The 17,710-nt window shown below is 56.3% G+C and carries 20 protein-coding genes and 1 pseudogene; 14 read left to right on the top strand and 7 right to left on the bottom strand.

Annotation, left to right across the window (positions count from 1 at the left end; translation table 11 throughout):
- Positions 1–75 precede the first annotated feature (75 nt).
- Genes KVY02_RS15570 through KVY02_RS15550 form a run of 5 tightly spaced genes read left to right on the top strand, consistent with a single transcriptional unit; the run spans position 76 to position 4,710 of the window.
- Positions 76–1,449: a transposase gene (locus tag KVY02_RS15570; protein ID WP_050980303.1), complete on the top strand. Its 1,374-nt coding sequence runs from the start codon at positions 76–78 to the stop codon at positions 1,447–1,449.
- 45 nt (positions 1,450–1,494) lie between these two features.
- Positions 1,495–2,439, top strand: coding sequence for an ABC transporter ATP-binding protein (locus tag KVY02_RS15565; protein WP_016915097.1), 945 nt, complete (start codon positions 1,495–1,497; stop codon positions 2,437–2,439).
- The gene (locus KVY02_RS15560; RefSeq protein WP_016915096.1) at positions 2,436–3,197 is read left to right on the top strand and encodes an ABC transporter permease; all 762 of its coding nucleotides are present in this window, start codon (positions 2,436–2,438) and stop codon (positions 3,195–3,197) included. Before KVY02_RS15565 ends, KVY02_RS15560 begins: the two co-directional genes overlap by 4 nt.
- 35 nt (positions 3,198–3,232) lie before the next feature.
- A complete protein-coding gene (locus tag KVY02_RS15555) occupies positions 3,233–4,255 on the top strand; it encodes a nucleoid-associated protein (protein WP_081138652.1) in 1,023 nt (340 codons plus the stop codon).
- Positions 4,256–4,260: 5 nt separating this feature from the next.
- The gene (locus KVY02_RS15550; protein WP_081194795.1) at positions 4,261–4,710 is read left to right on the top strand and encodes a tellurite resistance TerB family protein; all 450 of its coding nucleotides are present in this window, start codon (positions 4,261–4,263) and stop codon (positions 4,708–4,710) included.
- A 4-nt stretch (positions 4,711–4,714) separates the two neighbouring features.
- Here KVY02_RS15550 and KVY02_RS15545 read toward each other — a convergent pair whose 3' ends face one another.
- A complete protein-coding gene (locus KVY02_RS15545; protein WP_218313868.1) occupies positions 4,715–5,734 on the bottom strand; it encodes a serine hydrolase domain-containing protein in 1,020 nt (339 codons plus the stop codon).
- 966 nt (positions 5,735–6,700) lie between these two features.
- Entirely contained in the window at positions 6,701–7,021 is a 321-nt protein-coding gene (locus tag KVY02_RS15540; RefSeq protein ID WP_081138647.1) for a hypothetical protein, read from the bottom strand.
- A gap of 331 nt (positions 7,022–7,352) precedes the next feature.
- On the opposite strand from KVY02_RS15540, the gene fliD (KVY02_RS15535) reads away from it, so the two are divergent.
- The 5 genes and pseudogenes from fliD (KVY02_RS15535) to KVY02_RS15515 all read left to right on the top strand — a co-directional run bounded on the left by fliD (KVY02_RS15535) (position 7,353) and on the right by KVY02_RS15515 (position 12,126).
- On the top strand, positions 7,353–8,696 hold the full coding sequence (gene fliD, locus KVY02_RS15535; protein ID WP_100732328.1) for a flagellar filament capping protein FliD: 1,344 nt from the start codon (positions 7,353–7,355) through the stop codon (positions 8,694–8,696).
- A gap of 230 nt (positions 8,697–8,926) precedes the next feature.
- Positions 8,927–10,309: a flagellar filament capping protein FliD gene (fliD, locus tag KVY02_RS15530; protein WP_218313867.1), complete on the top strand. Its 1,383-nt coding sequence runs from the start codon at positions 8,927–8,929 to the stop codon at positions 10,307–10,309.
- A 280-nt stretch (positions 10,310–10,589) separates the two neighbouring features.
- Positions 10,590–11,238 (top strand): annotated as a pseudogene (locus KVY02_RS18490) (flagellin).
- A gap of 229 nt (positions 11,239–11,467) precedes the next feature.
- Positions 11,468–11,749: a hypothetical protein gene (locus KVY02_RS15520; RefSeq protein WP_139790051.1), complete on the top strand. Its 282-nt coding sequence runs from the start codon at positions 11,468–11,470 to the stop codon at positions 11,747–11,749.
- A gap of 140 nt (positions 11,750–11,889) precedes the next feature.
- A complete protein-coding gene (locus tag KVY02_RS15515) occupies positions 11,890–12,126 on the top strand; it encodes a hypothetical protein (RefSeq protein ID WP_139790050.1) in 237 nt (78 codons plus the stop codon).
- Between the two features lie 244 nt (positions 12,127–12,370).
- On the opposite strand, the gene KVY02_RS15505 is transcribed toward KVY02_RS15515, so the two are convergent.
- The 3 genes from KVY02_RS15505 to KVY02_RS15495 form a co-directional block, all read right to left on the bottom strand.
- The gene (locus KVY02_RS15505) at positions 12,371–12,574 is read right to left on the bottom strand and encodes a hypothetical protein (protein ID WP_081136771.1); all 204 of its coding nucleotides are present in this window, start codon (positions 12,572–12,574) and stop codon (positions 12,371–12,373) included.
- A 208-nt stretch (positions 12,575–12,782) separates the two neighbouring features.
- Positions 12,783–13,136: an HVO_A0114 family putative DNA-binding protein gene (locus KVY02_RS15500; RefSeq protein WP_100732325.1), complete on the bottom strand. Its 354-nt coding sequence runs from the start codon at positions 13,134–13,136 to the stop codon at positions 12,783–12,785.
- Positions 13,133–13,483, bottom strand: coding sequence for a toxin-antitoxin system TumE family protein (locus KVY02_RS15495; protein WP_100732324.1), 351 nt, complete (start codon positions 13,481–13,483; stop codon positions 13,133–13,135). The genes KVY02_RS15500 and KVY02_RS15495 overlap by 4 nt, the downstream gene beginning before the upstream one ends.
- A 434-nt stretch (positions 13,484–13,917) precedes the next feature.
- Between KVY02_RS15495 and KVY02_RS18405 the strand changes: the two genes are divergently transcribed.
- Positions 13,918–14,979, top strand: coding sequence for a transposase (locus KVY02_RS18405; RefSeq protein WP_256357515.1), 1,062 nt, complete (start codon positions 13,918–13,920; stop codon positions 14,977–14,979).
- 59 nt (positions 14,980–15,038) lie between these two features.
- On the opposite strand, the gene KVY02_RS15485 is transcribed toward KVY02_RS18405, so the two are convergent.
- Together KVY02_RS15485 and KVY02_RS15480 are read right to left on the bottom strand one after the other, a co-directional pair.
- Positions 15,039–15,452, bottom strand: coding sequence for a helix-turn-helix domain-containing protein (locus KVY02_RS15485; protein ID WP_081136767.1), 414 nt, complete (start codon positions 15,450–15,452; stop codon positions 15,039–15,041).
- A gap of 2 nt (positions 15,453–15,454) precedes the next feature.
- Positions 15,455–15,742 carry a type II toxin-antitoxin system HigB family toxin gene (locus KVY02_RS15480; protein ID WP_081136765.1) on the bottom strand — a complete coding sequence of 96 codons (288 nt, stop codon included), beginning with the start codon at positions 15,740–15,742 and terminating at the stop codon, positions 15,455–15,457.
- A gap of 565 nt (positions 15,743–16,307) precedes the next feature.
- On the opposite strand from KVY02_RS15480, the gene KVY02_RS15475 reads away from it, so the two are divergent.
- From KVY02_RS15475 to KVY02_RS15465, 3 genes are all read left to right on the top strand, one after another.
- Positions 16,308–16,661, top strand: coding sequence for a hypothetical protein (locus KVY02_RS15475; protein WP_100731431.1), 354 nt, complete (start codon positions 16,308–16,310; stop codon positions 16,659–16,661).
- Positions 16,662–16,667: 6 nt separating this feature from the next.
- Positions 16,668–16,889 carry a hypothetical protein gene (locus KVY02_RS15470; RefSeq protein WP_218315106.1) on the top strand — a complete coding sequence of 74 codons (222 nt, stop codon included), beginning with the start codon at positions 16,668–16,670 and terminating at the stop codon, positions 16,887–16,889.
- A gap of 127 nt (positions 16,890–17,016) precedes the next feature.
- Positions 17,017–17,610, top strand: a complete 594-nt coding sequence (locus KVY02_RS15465; RefSeq protein ID WP_218313866.1) for a hypothetical protein — start codon at positions 17,017–17,019, stop codon at positions 17,608–17,610.
- Positions 17,611–17,710 lie beyond the last annotated feature (100 nt).

Below are 17,710 nucleotides of genomic sequence, written 5' to 3'. Positions count from 1 at the left end.
CGCTGCGCTGGTTCTGAGCTGTCCCGCGATGTAAGGAGACTATCCCGCGGCCAGGGAGCCGAGAGAGGAAGTGTTATGACCACCGTCACACGCATTCTTCATGCAACGAGTCCGGATCTTTCGCGTTTGCTGGCGATGTGCCGGACGATGGGGTTCATTCGGGCCGACCTTTGGCGCCGGTACGGTGCCCTTGGTACCGTTGGCAAGAGCGCCAGCGCCGTTCGCAAGGAAATAACCCAGGGTGGCTGGCATACAGACTTGCCACTGGATGGCACGGTTCGCGCCGAATCCACTAAGGATGTGATCAACGACATCCTGACCTACAAGGCGGCTGCCAAGCACAAGGTGCGCCGGGCCGTGGCCGCACGCACCACGGACGAAACCGAACGCAAACGCCTCTACACGCTGCTGAAACAGGACAAATGGCTAGAAGATACCTATCTGCATCGCATGATGCGCAAACATTTCAGGCATGGCAAAAGCCAGTGTAGTAACCAGTTCGTCGTCCGTTCCGACAAGCACAGTGAGCGAATCATCGACGGCCAACTGGTTATTACATTGCATCTGTCCAAAAAGGTGGGCGGCAGCATCACGCTATACACCACGACGTCAGGCAAGAACGTCAGCCTGGAAAAGAAGAATCTGCGCGTCATCGTTCGGGAGGGAAAGGTCGAGATCCATTATGCCTACGAGAAACCGCCAGGGCGGCCTCATGGGGACAAGGTAATGGGTGTCGATAAGGGCTACACGGAGGCCTTCACTGACTCGCAAGGCCAGCATCATGGCGAGTCGTTCGGTCAAGTGCTCACTGCGTACAGCCATCAGGTATCCGCCACTGGCAAGGCGCGCAATTGCCTGCACGCCCTGGAAAAGAAGCATCGGGCGGCAGGACGGATCGCCAAGGCCGAACGCATCCGCGCCAATAATCTGGGTAAGAAGAAGCAAGTGGCTCGCCGCCAGCGCACCCAGCAGCACCTTCGCACCATCGCCTATCAGGCGGCTCATACCATCATGGACGAGGCGGCGCTTCTCGCTTCGGAAGACCTGACTCAGCCCATCGCGGGCAAGGTACAGTGGCGGGATTACAACCGCCGCATGAGCCACTGGGCCAAGGGGGTGCTGGCCCAGGCGCTCGACGAAGTATCGCAGCAGCGTGGCACCCGTCACGACATCGTGAACGCCGCCTATACGTCGCAAATGGACTCGATCACGGGACGCCTGGAAGGTGAGCGCCGTGGCGACAAGTTTTACCGTGCAAACGGGGACGTGATCCAGGCGGATGTCAATGCTGCGCGGAATGTCCTGGCAAGGCTTGATGACCCCGACATTACGCGGTACATGCCGCACGGCGAGGTCAAGCGAATATTGTTGGGACGTTTCTCCGGCGCAACTGAGCGTCAAGAGGCCCGAGTTGTTTGCCAGCACGGCATGTCAACCGGGTGCGGATAAATCCTTTTTGGCCAATGATGGCCAAGCTTTAAGGAGCAGCACGCCTTGAACGACCCAATCATTGCCATCGAAGGCCTGAACAAAACCTACGCAGGGGGCTTTCAAGCGCTTAGCCGTGTCGACCTGACCATTGCACGCGGTGAAATCTTTGCCCTGTTAGGCCCCAACGGCGCCGGCAAGACCACCTTGATCAGCGTGGTATGCGGGCTGGTGAATCCCAGTGAAGGCCGTGTGTTGGTGGATGGCTTCGATAGCGTTCGCCACTATCGGCAAGCCCGCGAGCGTATCGGCCTGGTGCCCCAGGAACTCACCAACGAAGCCTTCGAAACCGTCTGGAACACCGTCAGCTTTAGCCGAGGCCTGTTCGGCAAGGCACCGAACCCGGCGCATATCGAAAAGGTGCTCAAGTCACTCGCCCTCTGGGACAAGCGCCATAATCGGCTGATGACCCTCTCGGGGGGCATGAAGCGCCGCGTGCTGATTGCCAAGGCGCTGTCTCACGAGCCGCGTATTCTCTTTCTGGATGAGCCCACCGCAGGCGTCGATGTCGAGCTGCGGCGCGACATGTGGCAAGTGGTACGCGGGCTGCGCGATGACGGCGTCACGATCATCCTTACTACCCACTACATCGAAGAAGCCGAAGAGATGGCCGACCGCATCGGGGTCATCAATCGTGGCCAGATCGTGCTGGTGGAAGAGAAAGCCGCGCTGATGAAAAAGCTCGGCAGCAAGCAGCTGACCCTGCACTTGCACACTCCCTTGCAAGCGCTGCCGGAAGCACTGGCCAATGAAGCACTGAGCCTGGCGGCCGACGGGCACGAGCTGGTGTACACCTACGATGGTCGCCAGGAAGAGCATCAGGCCGAGGGGCGCAGCATTTCGTCACTGCTGGCGCAGCTGGAAAAAGAGGGCATTACCTACAAGGACCTGCACACTCGGCAGAGCTCTCTGGAGGACATCTTCGTGGATCTGGTCAAGGAGCGCGCATGAACCTCTATCCCATTCGGGCCATCTACATGGCAGAAATGGCGCGTACTCGGCGAACCCTGCTCCAGAGCATCGTCTCGCCGGTCATCTCCACGTCGCTCTACTTCGTGGTCTTCGGGGCTGCGATTGGTTCGCGCATCAGCGAGATCGGCGGGGTGAGCTATGGTGCCTTCATCGTACCGGGCCTGATCATGCTGATGCTGCTCACCCAGAGCGTCTCCAACGCCTCCTTCGGCATCTTCTTTCCCAAATTCTCCGGCAGTATCTACGAGATATTGTCGGCCCCGGTGTCGTATCTGGAAATCGTCATCGGCTACGTGGGGGCGGCGGCGTCCAAATCGATTCTGCTGGGCTTGATCATCCTGGCCACCTCGGGCTTGTTCGTGCCGCTGGAGATTGCCCATCCCTTCTGGATGCTCACCTTCCTGGTGCTCACCGCCGTCACGTTCAGCCTGCTGGGGTTCATCATCGGTATCTGGGCCGACGGGTTCGATAAACTGCAGCTGGTGCCGCTGCTGGTGATTACGCCGCTGACGTTTCTGGGCGGCAGTTTCTACTCCATCGATATGCTGCCTCCGTTCTGGCAAACCGTGACCCTGGCCAACCCCGTGGTGTACCTGGTGAGCGGATTTCGCTGGAGCTTTTATGGCATCAGTGATGTCAGTGTGGGCGCCAGTATTGCGATGATCCTGTTCTTTTTAGCCGTCAGCCTGGCCACCATTGCCTGGATTTTCCGCACCGGATACCGGCTGAAGCCCTGACGTTTCACGTTTTTCTGCAAAGGTAACGCCTGCTTATGCCGCTACTGCAAAGTGCCGTGCACCGCCTGGAGCCCTCGTTGGATGGCGAGCGCCTGACCGTGACGCCGCCCCCGGCACCCGCCGAGGCCGACAACCCCGTCATGGCCAGCCTGGTCAACACCCTCAACGATACCTACAACACCAAGGCCAAGGGGTGGGGGCGGTTTGCCGAGCAGGGGGAGCAGGCCGGGCCGCTGGTAGCCTGGCTGAGTGCCTATCTTGCCGCTGACCCTTCGGGCACCGAACAAGGTTTTGCCGAACTGGCCAACGCCTTGGCCGAGCGCCTTGCGCAAACGCTGCAGGAGCAGCTGTCGGTCAGTGGTTATCTGGTGACGGCGCACCTTCGTCAGGGAGATACGGATACCCTGTTCTTCGGACTGATTCATCAGCGGGAAGGGATCGGCTTCAATGAGGCCCATCAGGCCGTGCCAGCCGCCCAGTTGAACGCCAGCCAGCTGACGCTGGCGGCCAGGGTGAACCTCACCCAGTGGCAACGGGCGGATGCCACGACGCAGTACGTCTCGTTCCTCAAGGACCGTGGTGCCAAAAAGCTATCCGATGGGCTGGTGGCGCTGCTGGGCATGGAAGAGGGCATCGATGCCCCGGCAGAAACCCGCACCCTGCTCAAGGCCTTCAGCGACTACGTCGAACAAGAGGACCTGGACGACGACGCCAGCCGTGAAAAAACCGACACCCTGGTGGATTACGCCAACGAGCAGCTGCGCCGTGGCGAACCCATGACGCTGGAAGCGCTTTCCGAGCTGGTGGACGAGAAGCAGCCACAGGCGTTTTACGACCATATCCGCAACGCCGATTACGGCCTCTCTCCGGAGATTCCGCCGGACAAGCGCACCATCAACCAGTTCCGCCGGTTTACCGGCCGAGCGGGTGGGGTGTCGATCAGCTTCGACTCGCACCTGCTGGGTTCCAGCATCGAGTACGATGCCGCGCAGGACCGTCTTATCATCAAGCAGGTGCCCAAACAGCTCAAAGAGCAGTTGGCCAAACGCAAGGAGTAATTGCCGTGCTGGACGCGATTCAAAGCTTCTTTCAGCGGACGCTGTCGGCCCCGGAGCAGCGCGACGACCAGGCCCTGACCCTGGAACTCGCCTGTGCTGCGCTATTGTGCGAAGTGATGCGGGCCGACTATGAACAGAGCGAGGCCGAGCGCGCCGCCATGCAGCGCATGCTGATGACGCGCTATCGTCTCGATGAGCAGGCAGTGGCCGAACTGATGCGCCTGGCCGAGGCAGAAGTGGACGACGCCGTGGACCACTACCAGTTCGTCAGCCTGATCAAACAGCACTACGGCTATGAGCAGCGCCTGGAAGTAGTGGCCATGATGTGGCAGGTGGCCTGGGCCGATGGCGCGCTGGACCCGCTGGAAGAGCACCGCATTCGCCGCCTGGCCGACCTCCTGCACGTCAGCCACAGTGATTTTATCCGCAGCAAATTGGGCAACTCTCCAACGTAGCCGATTACGGTTCGGCGGCCTCGCCTTCCTCCAGCAGTCCCGCCACCAGCGCATTCAACTGCTGCTGAAACTGGCCACCGGGGGAGGGCGGGTTGGGGTCGGACGTTATCACGACCGTCATCGCCCGCTCAGGCACCACGAACAGCGCTTGGCCACCGTAGCCTCGGCCATACATCACTGGTGTGTCGGCCAGGGTCGTGATGAACCAGCCATAGCCGTAACCATCGCCTGTCCAGGGCGAGCTGCCCCGAGCAGTCCAGGAAGCCTCCACCCAGCCTTCGGGCAAGACCCGCTGGCCGTTCACTACGCCATCGTTGCGGTACAGTTCACCAATCTCGACCAGGGCTCGGGGCGATAGCAACATATCGTTGCCACCAAAGTAAATGCCCTGCGGGTCCCGTGGCCATGCAGGAATGGTGATGTTCAAAGGCTCGCCCAGCAGTCGTTGGGCGAGCGCTAGGGTGCTTTCACCGCTGGCATGGGTGAGGGCCGCCGAGAGCAGATGGCTCGTACCCGTGGAATAGAGCATGCGCCCGCCGGGGGCATCGACGAACGGACGGCTAAGCGCATCGTTGACCCAGTTGGCGCTGGCCACCCAGGCGCCGTAGTGGCTTCCCGAGGTGCGCTCCAATCCTGCCTGCTGGGCAAGCAAGTGGGCCACGGTGATGTCGTTGACCCGTGGGTCGGCATCGCTGGGCAGGCTGTTCAGCAGGCTCGCCAACGGCTGATCCACCGAGTCGATCACGCCCGCTTCGATAGCCGCCCCCGTAATGGCCGCCAGCACGGTTTTGGATAACGACTTCACGTTGGCAGGTGCCGCCACCCCAGGCCCGCCCTGATGAATTTCGTGCACGATCTCCCCGTCATGAGCGACCACCACCGCATGCACCCGGGGCAGCTCGGCGGTGCGCTCGTCGAGCGCTTGAAGCCGTGCGGCATCAGGCGCGTTGGCAGAGGCCATCGGCAGAGAAAACGAGACGAAGGAGAGCACACAGCAGCAGGAGACCAGCAGAGGAAAACGCATCGCAGAACCTTGGCAGCGCCTTGAAAAGGGGAGGCCAAACTTCGAGGCAGTGCCTGGCCAAAGGTTCCCCAGCGGCCCCTGATCAGCCAAATTTCAGGAAATTACGCAAACATCAAAAAAGCCTGCTACGCTAGAAGGGCCTGTTAAGGGAGAAGCAACCCTTTGATTTTCATGAAACGCTAAAGCAAGGAGTGCCGTTATGCGTAGCATTATCTATATCGTGGGTCTGGTTGTCGTGGTGTTGTTCATCCTTTCGCTGCTGGGCTTACGTTAAGCAGCCTGGGGCCACCATCCCCGTTAGCACGCCAAGCGCCCGCTTCCCCCAGCGGGCGTTTTTTTAAGCTCTTCGCATTCTGGCGTGACAGCGAAGCAACTCCCAGTAAAGTGCCATGAACATCAGCACGTCATGGATTCATTGGGCGACTGCCTGGGCAAGCACCGGTGCCACCATCATCGCGGGCTAAAGCCCTCCTCCCACAACAGCAAAGTGGCGGGAGTGAGGCCAGTGGATTCAGGATAGCTTGAGTAGCCACTTTAGCCTGCCTGTGGGAGGCCAATTCATTGGGCGACTGCTTGGGCAAGCACCGGTGCCGCCATCATCGCGGGCTAAAGCCCCCCTCCCACAACAGCAAAGTGGCGGGAGTGAGGCCAGTGGATTCAGGATAGCTTGAGTAGCCACTCTAGCCTGCCTGTGGGAGGCCAATTCATTGGGCGACTGCCTAGGCAAGCACTGGTGCCGCCATCATCGCGGGCTAAACCCACCTCCCACAACAGCAAAGTGGCGGGAGTAAGGCTAGTGGATTCAGGATAGCTTGAGTAGCCACTCCAGCTTGCCTGTGGGAGGCCAATTCATTGGGCGACTGCCTGGGCAAGCACCGGTGCTACCATCATCGCGGGCTAAAGCCCCCTCCCACCTTCAAGTTGGCTCAAGCCGCTTGTTTGTCCAAGCGCGTCATTCGCTTGGCTTCAAGCGCAGTCGGCGGCGCCTTGACCAAACATATCGAACATCAGCTCGCGGCCCATGCCCGTCAGCACCCAACGGCCATAGCTGTTGTACGTCGCGGCACCGCTCTCTTCCAATACCTGTTGGCACATGGCCCAGCCGGTTTGCTGCTGGCGCAGCGTGTTCAGCTCATGACGGGACAAGCCCCGTTGGGGCAAGGTGATGGTTTCAAGGACATGGCCGCTTTCATAAAGCAGCTCGGCAGCACGGGAAAGGCAATGGCGCAGGCTGCGTTGCAGATGAAAGGCAGCGCTGGAGGCCTGAGGTAACGCTTCTGCGGGCATGGATGACTCCTGCAATCGCACGGAAAAGGGGATGTGCTGCGGTGCATTATAAATGAGCCGGGATGTTAGACCAAGGTCTATGTTGAGCCATGAGCGGCGCGCAGGGTGGTTGCCACATGTCTGCAACGTAAAGCCCGTAGATTTCACTTGTGAGCCGCTGAAATTCGCCTTTGCCAACACAATGCGCTCAGCAAGAAAATAATGAAAAATTGGATGAACCCTAAAGACTGGGGTTAAATGGCCGAAGGTTATTAGTAATACAGCACACTGTTAAACGATTCATTGGCGTCGGAGCACATAGCGAGGCGTATAAACTAAAGGACATTAGCGTATGGCTTCCATTTCATCATTGGGTATCGGTTCAGGGCTTGATCTCAACGGCTTGCTAGACCAACTGCAAGAAGCCGAGCGGGGCAAGCTGGAGCCCATCGAGCGGCAACTGGAAACCCAGCAGACCAAAATTTCCGCCTACGGCCAGCTGCAAAGCGCCATGTCTCAGTTTCAAACGGCGGCGGCGGCGCTCAACGACAGCGCCCTGTTCGAAAGCCTGTCAACCAACGTTGGTGGCAGCGCCATTACGGCCGCCGCTGACGGCGAAGCCCAGCCCGGTGCTTATAACGTTACCGTTGACCGGCTCGCGACCGCAGGCACGCTGGCCACCACCTCCGTGCCGGATGCCACGGTAGCCCTGACCGAAGAAGACACCTCTCTGACTCTGACCTTCGCCGGCCAGGATGATGTTAACGTGGCTATCAGCGCCAATAGCACGCTGGAAGACGTGCGCGATGCCATCAATGCCCAGCAAGACAGCGGCGTCTCCGCGTCGATTATTTTCGACGGTGAAGCGTACCGCCTGGCATTGAGTTCTACCCAAACAGGGGAGGCAGCTTCCATTGAAGGCGTGACCTTTGGCACCGCCTTTGGCAGTGAATTGGCGACCGATGTGGTGCAAGCTGGGCAAAATGCCGTACTCAATGTCAACGGCGTTGACATCACCAGCCCCACCAATCAGGTAGAAGGCGCTATTCAAGGGGTTACGCTCAACCTGCAAGAAGAAGGCACCAGCACCGTGGCCGTAGAACAGGACACCCGCGCCGTTCGAGAGGCGATCACCAGCTTCGTAGACGCCTACAACGACCTGAAAGGCACCATTGGCGAACTTACCAGTTTCAACCCTGAAAGCGGCGTGGCTGGCGAGTTGAACGGCGACAGTGCCGTGCGCACAGTCGAATCGCGCTTACGCAGCGTGTTAAGCGGTGGCATGGAAGGCGAGTTCTCCATGCTGAGCGATATTGGCATTACCCTTCAGCGCGATGGCACTTTGGCCGTCGATAGCGACAAGTTAGATGATGCCATTGCCAACAACCAGGAGGCGCTTTCCACCTTCTTTGCAGGCGACGCCAGCGACGCGGGCATGGCCGGTCAAATCAACCAGACGCTAACGCAGCTGTTGGGCACCAATGGCGCGGTCTCGGGGGCCATCAGCGGGGCTGAAAACCGCGTAGAATCCCTGGGCGAACGCTATGTGCGCATGGAACAGTCAATCGAGCAAACCATTGCCCGTTACCGCACTCAATTTGGCCAATTGGATGGCATGATTGCCCAAATGAACCAGACCAGCGACTACCTGACCCAGCAGTTCGATGCGCTGGACGCCCAACTGGGCCGCCGCTAAGCGCTCACCCGCCTTACCCCACGCCTGCTGGAAACAGCAGGCGTTTTTGTGACTGACATATTCTATGACGGGCAAGTAAAGCTTAAAAAACACTTACCCTATTCAAGTTTTCCGCTGATGCGCCGATAATGACGTTACATTTGATCGCTCTGTTTATTTCCCTTCAGGAGCGACGACACAAGCGCGTTCATTGCGCATGGGTTTAGCCTTTTGCACCGAGGAATGACGGTATGGCGACAATAACCTCTCTAGGCGTTGGCTCTGGTCTGGATCTCACCGGCTTGCTGGATCAGCTACAGGCTGCGGAACGCGGCAAGCTCGTGCCCATTACCCGCCAAAAAGAGCAGCAGCAGGCCAAAATTTCGGCTTTCGGCCAGCTGCAAACGTCGCTGAACGGTTTTCAGGATGCGCTGGCTAAAATCAACGACCCCAAGCTCTACCAAAGCCTTTCCGCCAACGTGCGGGGCGATGCCATTAAAGCCACCACCACCGCCAGCGCGCTGCCCGGCAGCTACCGGGTAGAGGTATCTCAGCTGGCCACCTCTGGCACCTTGGCATCTAACCGCATCACGGGTGAAAAAAACGCCGCGCTAGACCTGCAAGGGGCCACGGCCATACGGCTCAATTTTGGCGGCGCGAATTCGGTCGATATTGCCATTGCCCCCAACAGCAGCCTGGAAGCCATTCGTAACGCCATTAACGCCCACAAGGATGCCGGTGTTAACGCCACCATCATCAACGATGGGGAAGGCTACCGTCTGGCGCTCAGCTCCAAGGCCACGGGAGCAGAGGCTTCGATTGAAGGCTTCAGCTTTGTAGATACCAGCCAGGACCCCGCGGCAACGGTAGCAGGGCCCTTTAGCGAAGATGCCGACACCAAGCGTTCTGGCGAAAATGCCGCGCTAACCGTCAATGGCATTGCCATCAGCAGTGCCAAAAACCAGATTGAAGGGGCCATTCAAGGGGTTACGCTCAACCTGGCCGAGTTGAGTATTGCCGAAGGCGAAACGGCCACCAGTACCATTACCGTCGAGCGCGACACCCTCAAGCAGCGCGAAGCCATCAACGACTTCGTGAAAGCGTTCAACGACCTGAAAGGCACCATTGCCAAACTCACCAGCTTTACCGGCGACAGCGAAACCGCAGGCGAGCTGCTAGGCGACAGCACCGTGCGCACCATTGAAAGTCGCTTACGCAGCGTGTTGACCGGTGGCGTGGAAGGTGGCGAGCTAGGCACCCTGAACCAGCTAGGCATTACCCTGCAGCGCGACGGTAAGCTATCCGACCTGGTAGCCAATAACCCCCAGGCGCTGAGCGACTTCTTCGCGGGTGATAAAAAAGAGAACGGCCTGGCTGGCAAGCTTTCCACGACAATCGACCAAATGCTAAGCAACAATGGCGTGGTCAAGCTGGCCATTAGCGGCGCAGAAAACCGTATTAAAAGCCTGGGCGAGCGCTTCGAGCGCATGGAAAAATCCATTGAGGGCACCATTGCCCGCTACCGCACCCAGTTCAGCCAGCTGGACGCCATGATTGCCCAGATGAACAGCATGAGCAGCTACCTGACCCAGCAGTTCGACGCTTTGGATTTCCAGCTAGGTCGCAAGCGCTGATCCATCCCAATACACGCCCAGCCCCCTTTGTGGGGGCGCATCTATAACACAGTCAACCTGGGCACGAACCAGCCTGAGAGCCACCGTGGGAGGCGGCTTCAGCCCGCGACCAATTTACCCCCATCCTCAAATAGCCCCACCCCTTCAGTTACCAAAAATTACACAAATCTCTGCACTTCTCCCTAAAGAATTTTTTCCTCATGCCGTTAATTAATACAACGGCGCTTCATGTCGCCGAACAGCGGGCCTTCCGGCCAGTTCACACGCAAGGAGAATCACCATGTCCGTGATCAATACCAACATTACCTCCATGATTGGCCAGTCCAATCTGTCCAAGTCCCAGAACGCGCTGCAGACCTCCATGGAGCGTCTCTCCTCCGGCCTGCGTATCAACAGTGCCAAGGATGATGCGGCCGGTCTGTCTCAGGCGCAGCGTAACGCCAACGACGGTATTTCTTTGGCCCAGACTGCAGAAGGTGCGCTGAATCAGATCAACGACAACCTTCAGCGTATTCGTGAGCTGACCGTTCAGGCGCAGAACGGTACCAACTCAGCTTCTGATATTGACTCGATTCAAGAAGAGGTTAATCAGCTTCAACGGGATCAGCGTGCTGGATTCGGATAAAACCTATAATATCCAAGTTGGTGCGAATGATGGTCAAACTATTTCTATTAAAATAGAAGACCCTGCTTTCAGCGCCCGTACTGACGAAGATAATCCGCTGGCCACACTTGATGCTGCACTGATGGCTGTCGACAAGCAGCGTAGCGCATTGGGTGCCGTGCAGAACCGTTTCGAAGACGCCATCACCAACGAGACCAACCTCGCTGCCGCTCGTTCGCGCATCGAAGATGCCGACTACGCGGTGGAAGTGGCCAACATGACCCGCGCGCAGATTCTGCAGAACGTTCTTTCTCTGCTGGGTTAATGGGTTAGCTTTTAAGCTGATTGATCGATATATAACGGGGCTGAAAGGCCCCGTTTTTGTAATGGAGAGATAAAATGGCAAAAGGTATCTGTGCTAATCATTTGGAAAATGGAGATGTCAATAATGTAAGGGTTGATTATGGATATAGACGTCGACGATTACATCCAAAAAGAAATTTTGCCGGATTACAATCAGCTTCCTGACTGCAGTGCTGCGCCAGTAGAGGAAGATGAGTAATGTAAGTTATAGTTATTTAACACACTGGATTGATGGCGTTTATTTAAAAGTATCTTTTGATGTTGCTGGGTATGGTGTTAATGACATTCTTTTCTCGGGTGAAAATGTAGAAAATGCTGGTGAGGCTCTTGGTTTCATTCCTGGTTATCTTGTGTCTAAAGAAATTGTTCGCCGTTTGGTTATGAGTGATGTTTATTCTCTTCCGATACAGAAAATGTCAGAAGTTAAAGATTTTAGTGAGCTTGATGAGTTGCTAAAGTATTATGGTGTGTAATAATTGGGAATTTTTGCAAGCTAAAAATTCCCAATTATTCATATTAAAGAGGTAGATGGGAAATTCTTTTCGACTGGTGTTTATGTTTGGCAGTTTTTAGGTAGACAATAGTGCTGATAGAGTTTTTTGAGGTGTTTTAAATGTATATGATGGCCTTCAAGGTTCTTGGTACTCGTGTGAGAGGGAAGATTAAGATTCAAGTTTTTGATAGGGTCTGCGATACCAGATACTATATTCCTGGCTGGATGGTTGAGGAAACTCGTAAAGGGATGAGACCTGTCGAAATAACTAATGAGTGCTGGGGAGTAGGTGATGGGCGTGTATTTTCATTAACTCTTAGCCGTGACTATAACACCCTTGTTGTTTTTAAAAAATAAGCGGAGCAGTATGAACGATGACGACCAACAACGTGGTATTAACGAGCTTCAAGCACTTATCGACTAAACGCAACAAACGTTAATCCGCTTTGAAGCAACTGGTATGGATGAGCAGATGCCAGCGGATTACTACAAGCTGCTGACGATTTTGGATGAGGCGATTAAACAACAGCGTGAGCATACCAAGGCACTGCTGTTGGTTTGAGATTGCTGCGTTGCTGTATTCCTCACAACGACAAGAGGATCAATGCTGCGTTTCAGCACGCACTTCTTCAACCGGTAATTCTGTGATCTCAGCGATCAGCTGATCGTCCATTTCGATACGGGCAATTAACTTGCGGGCGGTATTACGCTTGAGCGCGTTGCTCGGCTTCCTGTACACGCTCTTCTGCTTCTCGCAAGGTTTCTTGACTGACTGGAGCATCAAGCTCTTATCGACGACACCCAAGCCACGCTCACCTGCTTTGAAACAACCGGCATGGATGATGAAATGCCGGAGGATTACGACAAGCTGCTGGATATTCTGGACGATGCCGTGAAGCAGCAGCGTGAGCATGTAATGGTGATGCTGCTGGTATGAAATTGCTTCTGGCACAAGATGGTTTCGTCGTTGCACTCCTCGCAACGGCATATGCAGGCTGCCATGCAGGAACACCTTACATTAGCGTGACTTCAAACCTGTCAGCCGTCACAACAGGCGTTTTAGCATGCCGAGGACCTTCTTTGATTTCTACCAAGCCATAGTCACCCATCTTTTTAATGGTGCGGCTCAGGCTCTCTTTACGACGCCCTGTGATTTCAGCAAGCTCTCCCAAGGATTGTGGCTTGCATTGGCGAATCGTTTTAAGTAGCTCAAGGTTTTTTGTATTCAACAGGCGAGACATGGACTCCACGCTATCGAACCATACCTTGGGTTCTTCAGCAGTAGGCTGATAGAGGCCTTTGGCAATCGAGATTGTGCGCTGGCGGAATTCATCACGGTTCATGATACCAATTTTGACAGTGGTCATATGCCTTCCTCTCGAAGTATTTCATCGACCTGTTTCCAAAAGTCTTCAATTAACTGCGCTGCAGAGTCAAAGAAGTAATCATTCACCACGCTGCGATAGTGGCGGTGATCCCACTCGTCACGTCGCCCCGCAAATTTTCTGCGTTTAATGTTTGGTGCATGGGCGTTGTCGTATCCAAGTAGCCGTGTTCCACTTTTATGATGCAGCGTCAAGCTGTATTTGATTCCATGGGGAATATTGGGTGTTGGGATGACTCGCCGTACTTCAAATTTGACCCAAAAATCACCGTGAATACCGTACTGAATATCGTTTAGGGCTAATAAAGCATCTAACCCTGGATCCTCCATAAACACGCTCCTTTGTCACCACTATTAATATAGTGGGGTTGTTTTCAGGTGTCAACCGCTGGGCCGTAAGCTACTGTGCAGGGCATGAGATGGCTTCGTGGTTGCATTCCACCACAAACGCTCGTCTTAGACCCGTTTACTCGCGTTGAGTCACTTAACTAACGTTCCAAGCACCGCCAGCATGTCTTGCTCGCCGTGGTTGTGTTCCAGCCCCCAAAGATTGCTGCCGCCACGTTGCGTATTTGATCCCTCCCAGCCTCGAAGTCCCGACACACTCGGTCGAAAAGCAATTCGAGGGAGTTGAGATGCGCGCCGGTGAACACCTCGCCCCGATACCTGGTGACAAAGACCAAATGGGCATGGAGTTTAAAAACGCAGTGTCTTCCTGTTCTGATAGCTTGTTTGGTTTCCATAGACCAAGTATATTCGAAGCCATGAAGCAGACCAAGACCCTCAAGGTTCGAGTGAAGGACAAACACGCCGCCGAGCTTAACCGCATGGCCCGCAGCGTGAATTTTGTTTGGAACTACCTCAACGAACTGTCTTCCCGAGCCATTCGGGAGAAAGGTCTGTTTCTGTCTGCCTACGACATGCACCCCTATACCAAGGGTGCTGGCAAGGACCTCGGCCTGCACAGCCAAACGCTGCAATGCATCGCTGCTGAATACGTTGCCCGCCGCAAGCAGTTCAAAAAGCCCCGCTTGAATTGGCGCAAGTCCGGCGGTGTACGCCGCTCACTTGGCTGGATTCCGGTCAATACCGGCGCGGCCAAGTGGAAGAACGCGCAGGTATTTCACAACGGCACCTACTTCAAGGTGTGGGATAGCTACGGTCTGTCGACATACAAGTTCCGTGCCGGCAGTTTCAACGAAGATAGCCGGGGCCGGTGGTATTTCAATGTTGCGGTCGAGGTGGACGTGCAGCCGACGCTTGGGCAGGGCGCCGTTGGCATCGACCTTGGGCTCAAGGATGTGGCCACCTGTAGCGATGGAGGAAGGCTGGAAAACAGCCGCTTCTACCGCCGCATGGAAGACCAGTTGGCGACAGCCCAACGTGCCCGCAACAAGCGGCGGATAAAAGCTATTCACGCCAAGATCAAGAACCGTCGCCAGGACGCGCAGCACAAGTTTTCCCGGAAACTCGTCAACCAGTACGGCGAAATCGTCGTGGGCGATGTTTCCTCAACCAGGCTCGCGAAGACCAGGATGGCCAAAAGCGTCTACGACGCTGGCTGGTCACAACTGAAAACGATGCTGGAATATAAATGCGCTCACGCAGGCATCGTCTTCAAGGTCGTTCGCGAAACCAACACCACCCGCGCCTGTTCGTCGTGCGGCTCGCTTAGCGGGCCGCAGGGCGTCAACGGGTTGCGAGTAAGGGTCTGGGAGTGCGTGGAGTGTGGTGTACTCCACGACCGGGACGTGAATGCGGCCCGGAATATCCTCAGCCTCGGGGCAGGACGTTGCCCTCAAGAAGTTGGAATCCCCGTCCTTTAGGGCGGGGAGGACGTCAAAGCGCAGTGATGAGGCAGCATGCCGAGAGAGGCATACAGCGATCAGGCGCGAGATCCCTTGAAAGCATCGGCAGGCACGCTGAAGCGGTCGGACAGTTCGCATACCTGCCGCCAGTTCAGGGTGCGCTTACCAGACAAGATTGCTGACACTACGGGCTGCGCTCCCACTTCTGGCAGATCACGCTGCGTCACGCCATGCTCCTGCATGAGGTATCGCAGTACCTCAGCGCCTGACGCCTGTGGCAGGGGTCGATGCTCTTCGTCATACGCTTCGATGAGATCGCCGAGGAGAGAGGCAAGGCTGGCCAGCGGGTGGTCCTCGTCGTCACCGATGAGGTCGAGCAGTTCATCCAGGGCTTCTACCTTGGCATCATACTCATTCTCTGTCTCGGGTGTAGCGAGCAGTGGAGAGATGTAGCGCCAGTGAGTGGCAGCTTGGTCGAGGATAGCGTTCATGTTCACTCCTTCCACTTGCCCTTGTCGTACTCATTGTGATCAAGGATGTCGCGGATGAAAACGCGCCTGGCGCGATAGTGGACGACAGCGATCAGTCGGATCTTGTTGCCACCGATATCGAATACGTGGTGGCTGCCCACCTTGTCCGTTGCTGGGAAGATCCCTTTCATGGCAGCGAAATCCTTCGGCTCGCTGGCCTTCATGATGCGGTACCACGCTTCAAGCGCTGTGGCAGCTTGTGGCCACTTCTCCATGGCTTCCCATATGCGCTTCTGCGTGATGATGTGCATGCTGACCTTCCCTGCCTTCGCTTCGCTCACTATATAGCAATCTGCTATCAATAGCAAGTTGCTATATCGGCACTTACTTGGGTAGGCGCGCAACAGCACGTAACCTGATCAAGCTTAGCGTGCTTAGCGATGCGCAAATTGCTGAAGCAACTAATTTGGACGTGGCCGAAGTCGCTGCCTTGCGCCACGAGCCAAAGCATTAAGCCTCGATGAGACGAAGGAGCTGCACGGCGCAGCCTGGGCACTGAGTCGCCCCAAGCAGCTCCTGCGTTATGCCCTCAGGCCATTTCAAGCTCGACATGGCCGGGAGATGAGCGGTAGCGTGAGGGGCCAATCACAATCTTCACTTCTCGACCGAGGCGAGCGATAGCGTCGATCATCATCTGTGACCATGTGCGCGCCGGAGTGGGGCAAGCTGGGGGCGCTTCCTTGCAAGTAGCGCGCTAACACCAAAAGTACGCTGGGAATATACCCGCTCTACCGGGGGTTAATTCAGCCTTAGACCAAGCTAAGTGCGTGATAAAATGGTGCTCTATTTTTATTCGAGCACCGCTTTGGGAGCCTTGTGAAATCAAATTCCACTACCATTTCTGCGCTGTACGTGGTCAATGAACTGATCCCCAAATTGAACGCCGTTGAAAAACGCGTCGAGCTGACCATCGGGTCCGCTACCGCTCGCGAGAGCGTGCCTATGGGCATTGAGCGAATGACTCGTCTACAAGCGGAGTTTCAGCTTGAGCTCACCATGATTCGCTTGAATCTGGCACATTTGCTGAAACGCTATCAGGCAGTGCTGGAGGCTGCAATGCAGGACCCAGCCAACGACCAGCTATTGACCCTGGATGCTTACGAAGCCACGGCCATTGCCAGCGCCAAGCAGTTATATGAGCGGGTGCAGCAGCTGCAGAAAGGGGATTAATACGTGATGACGGCGGACGAGCGCGAGCGAGTGATTCTGGCCCTGGAAGCACTGATACATGATACTCGCCAAACGCTGGCAAACGTCGAAAAGCACGGCCTGGAGGAAGCACAGCCGAAAGATTACCAGGCGCTGCTGGATATTCTGGATACCGCCGTCAAGCAGCAGCGTGCCCATACGCTGGCCATGTTGAAAGCAGAAGAAAGGCGCGATGAGTGGCCTCGTTAACGCTGCTCTTTCCCTGAAATAAACTCCTCTCCCTAGACCAAATGTTAGCTTGCAAACCGCCTGCCATGAACTATGGTCTTTTCTGGTAAGCAGTTTGGTGCTTGGCTAACAAAACGAGAACAGGGCGATGGATACCCAAACGTTGGTGTTGGTAGTGGCGATTAGTGCGCTTTGGTTGAGCGTGACTTGCGGGTGTGTGGCGGGGTACATGATGCTGGTACGGCGGGCAAGCGCGGTGCCGGTGGCAGTAGGGGCGCTGGGTGGGGCACCGCCCGTCGTGGTGCCAGAAGGCCCGGCCTTGCTGAGTGCAGAAAGTGCGGCCTGGGAGGTAAAGGTGCTGTTCGACGAGCCGTCGCCTGCGCTGAACGACCGCTTGAGTGCGGTATTGAGTTCGGCAGGTGCGGTGTATGAACAGCGCACCAAGACCTTTGCCGTGGAGGGGGATTCTTCTCGCACGCCGATTCTGATCGAAAATGCGCTGGGGTCGGGCCAGTTGCCACCCTTGACCGAATCCCAGGCCAGTCATCCGCCGGTGAAGGGCGTCAGCATCAAGATTGCCAAGACCCAGCGCATGCTGGCTCCCAGCAAGCTGCAGTTGGCCAAACTGGTGTCGCTTTCCAAAAAGCTGGCCAAGTTGGGGGGCACGGCGTTGGATGCCGAGAAGCAACCGATTACCCCCGCTGGGTTCGAGGCGGTGATTCAAGGGCAAGCGAGGGTGTAATACACCGCATCGTGTGGCGCTCTGGATTGGGCTTGGCAGCCATCAGCTAATGCTGGGCATACTTTAAATGCCACATAGATTAGGGGCCGATGTGGCTGTC

It is taken from the genome of Halomonas sp. 18071143, from assembly GCF_019211725.1.
GTDB lineage: Bacteria > Pseudomonadota > Gammaproteobacteria > Pseudomonadales > Halomonadaceae > Vreelandella > Vreelandella stevensii.
Note: the sequence above shows the minus strand (reverse complement) of the source record. Positions and strands in the feature narration are given on the sequence as shown.

Bases quoted from the DNA above. Each gene is read 5' to 3' on its own strand.
- KVY02_RS15480 (WP_081136765.1), bottom strand. From the start codon at position 15,742: ATGCACATCATCACGCAGAAGCGCATATGGGAAGCCATGGAGAAGTGG.
- KVY02_RS15465 (WP_218313866.1), top strand. From the start codon at position 17,017: ATGGATACCCAAACGTTGGTGTTGGTAGTGGCGATTAGTGCGCTTTGG.
- fliD (WP_100732328.1), top strand. From the start codon at position 7,353: ATGGCTTCCATTTCATCATTGGGTATCGGTTCAGGGCTTGATCTCAAC.
- KVY02_RS15520 (WP_139790051.1), top strand. From the start codon at position 11,468: ATGAGTAATGTAAGTTATAGTTATTTAACACACTGGATTGATGGCGTT.
- KVY02_RS15540 (WP_081138647.1), bottom strand. From the start codon at position 7,021: ATGCCCGCAGAAGCGTTACCTCAGGCCTCCAGCGCTGCCTTTCATCTG.
- KVY02_RS15500 (WP_100732325.1), bottom strand. From the start codon at position 13,136: ATGACCACTGTCAAAATTGGTATCATGAACCGTGATGAATTCCGCCAG.
- KVY02_RS15515 (WP_139790050.1), top strand. From the start codon at position 11,890: ATGTATATGATGGCCTTCAAGGTTCTTGGTACTCGTGTGAGAGGGAAG.
- KVY02_RS15570 (WP_050980303.1), top strand. From the start codon at position 76: ATGACCACCGTCACACGCATTCTTCATGCAACGAGTCCGGATCTTTCG.
- KVY02_RS15555 (WP_081138652.1), top strand. From the start codon at position 3,233: ATGCCGCTACTGCAAAGTGCCGTGCACCGCCTGGAGCCCTCGTTGGAT.
- KVY02_RS15545 (WP_218313868.1), bottom strand. From the start codon at position 5,734: ATGCGTTTTCCTCTGCTGGTCTCCTGCTGCTGTGTGCTCTCCTTCGTC.
- KVY02_RS15560 (WP_016915096.1), top strand. From the start codon at position 2,436: ATGAACCTCTATCCCATTCGGGCCATCTACATGGCAGAAATGGCGCGT.
- KVY02_RS18405 (WP_256357515.1), top strand. From the start codon at position 13,918: ATGAAGCAGACCAAGACCCTCAAGGTTCGAGTGAAGGACAAACACGCC.
- KVY02_RS15470 (WP_218315106.1), top strand. From the start codon at position 16,668: ATGACGGCGGACGAGCGCGAGCGAGTGATTCTGGCCCTGGAAGCACTG.
- fliD (WP_218313867.1), top strand. From the start codon at position 8,927: ATGGCGACAATAACCTCTCTAGGCGTTGGCTCTGGTCTGGATCTCACC.
- KVY02_RS15495 (WP_100732324.1), bottom strand. From the start codon at position 13,483: ATGGAGGATCCAGGGTTAGATGCTTTATTAGCCCTAAACGATATTCAG.
- KVY02_RS15485 (WP_081136767.1), bottom strand. From the start codon at position 15,452: ATGAACGCTATCCTCGACCAAGCTGCCACTCACTGGCGCTACATCTCT.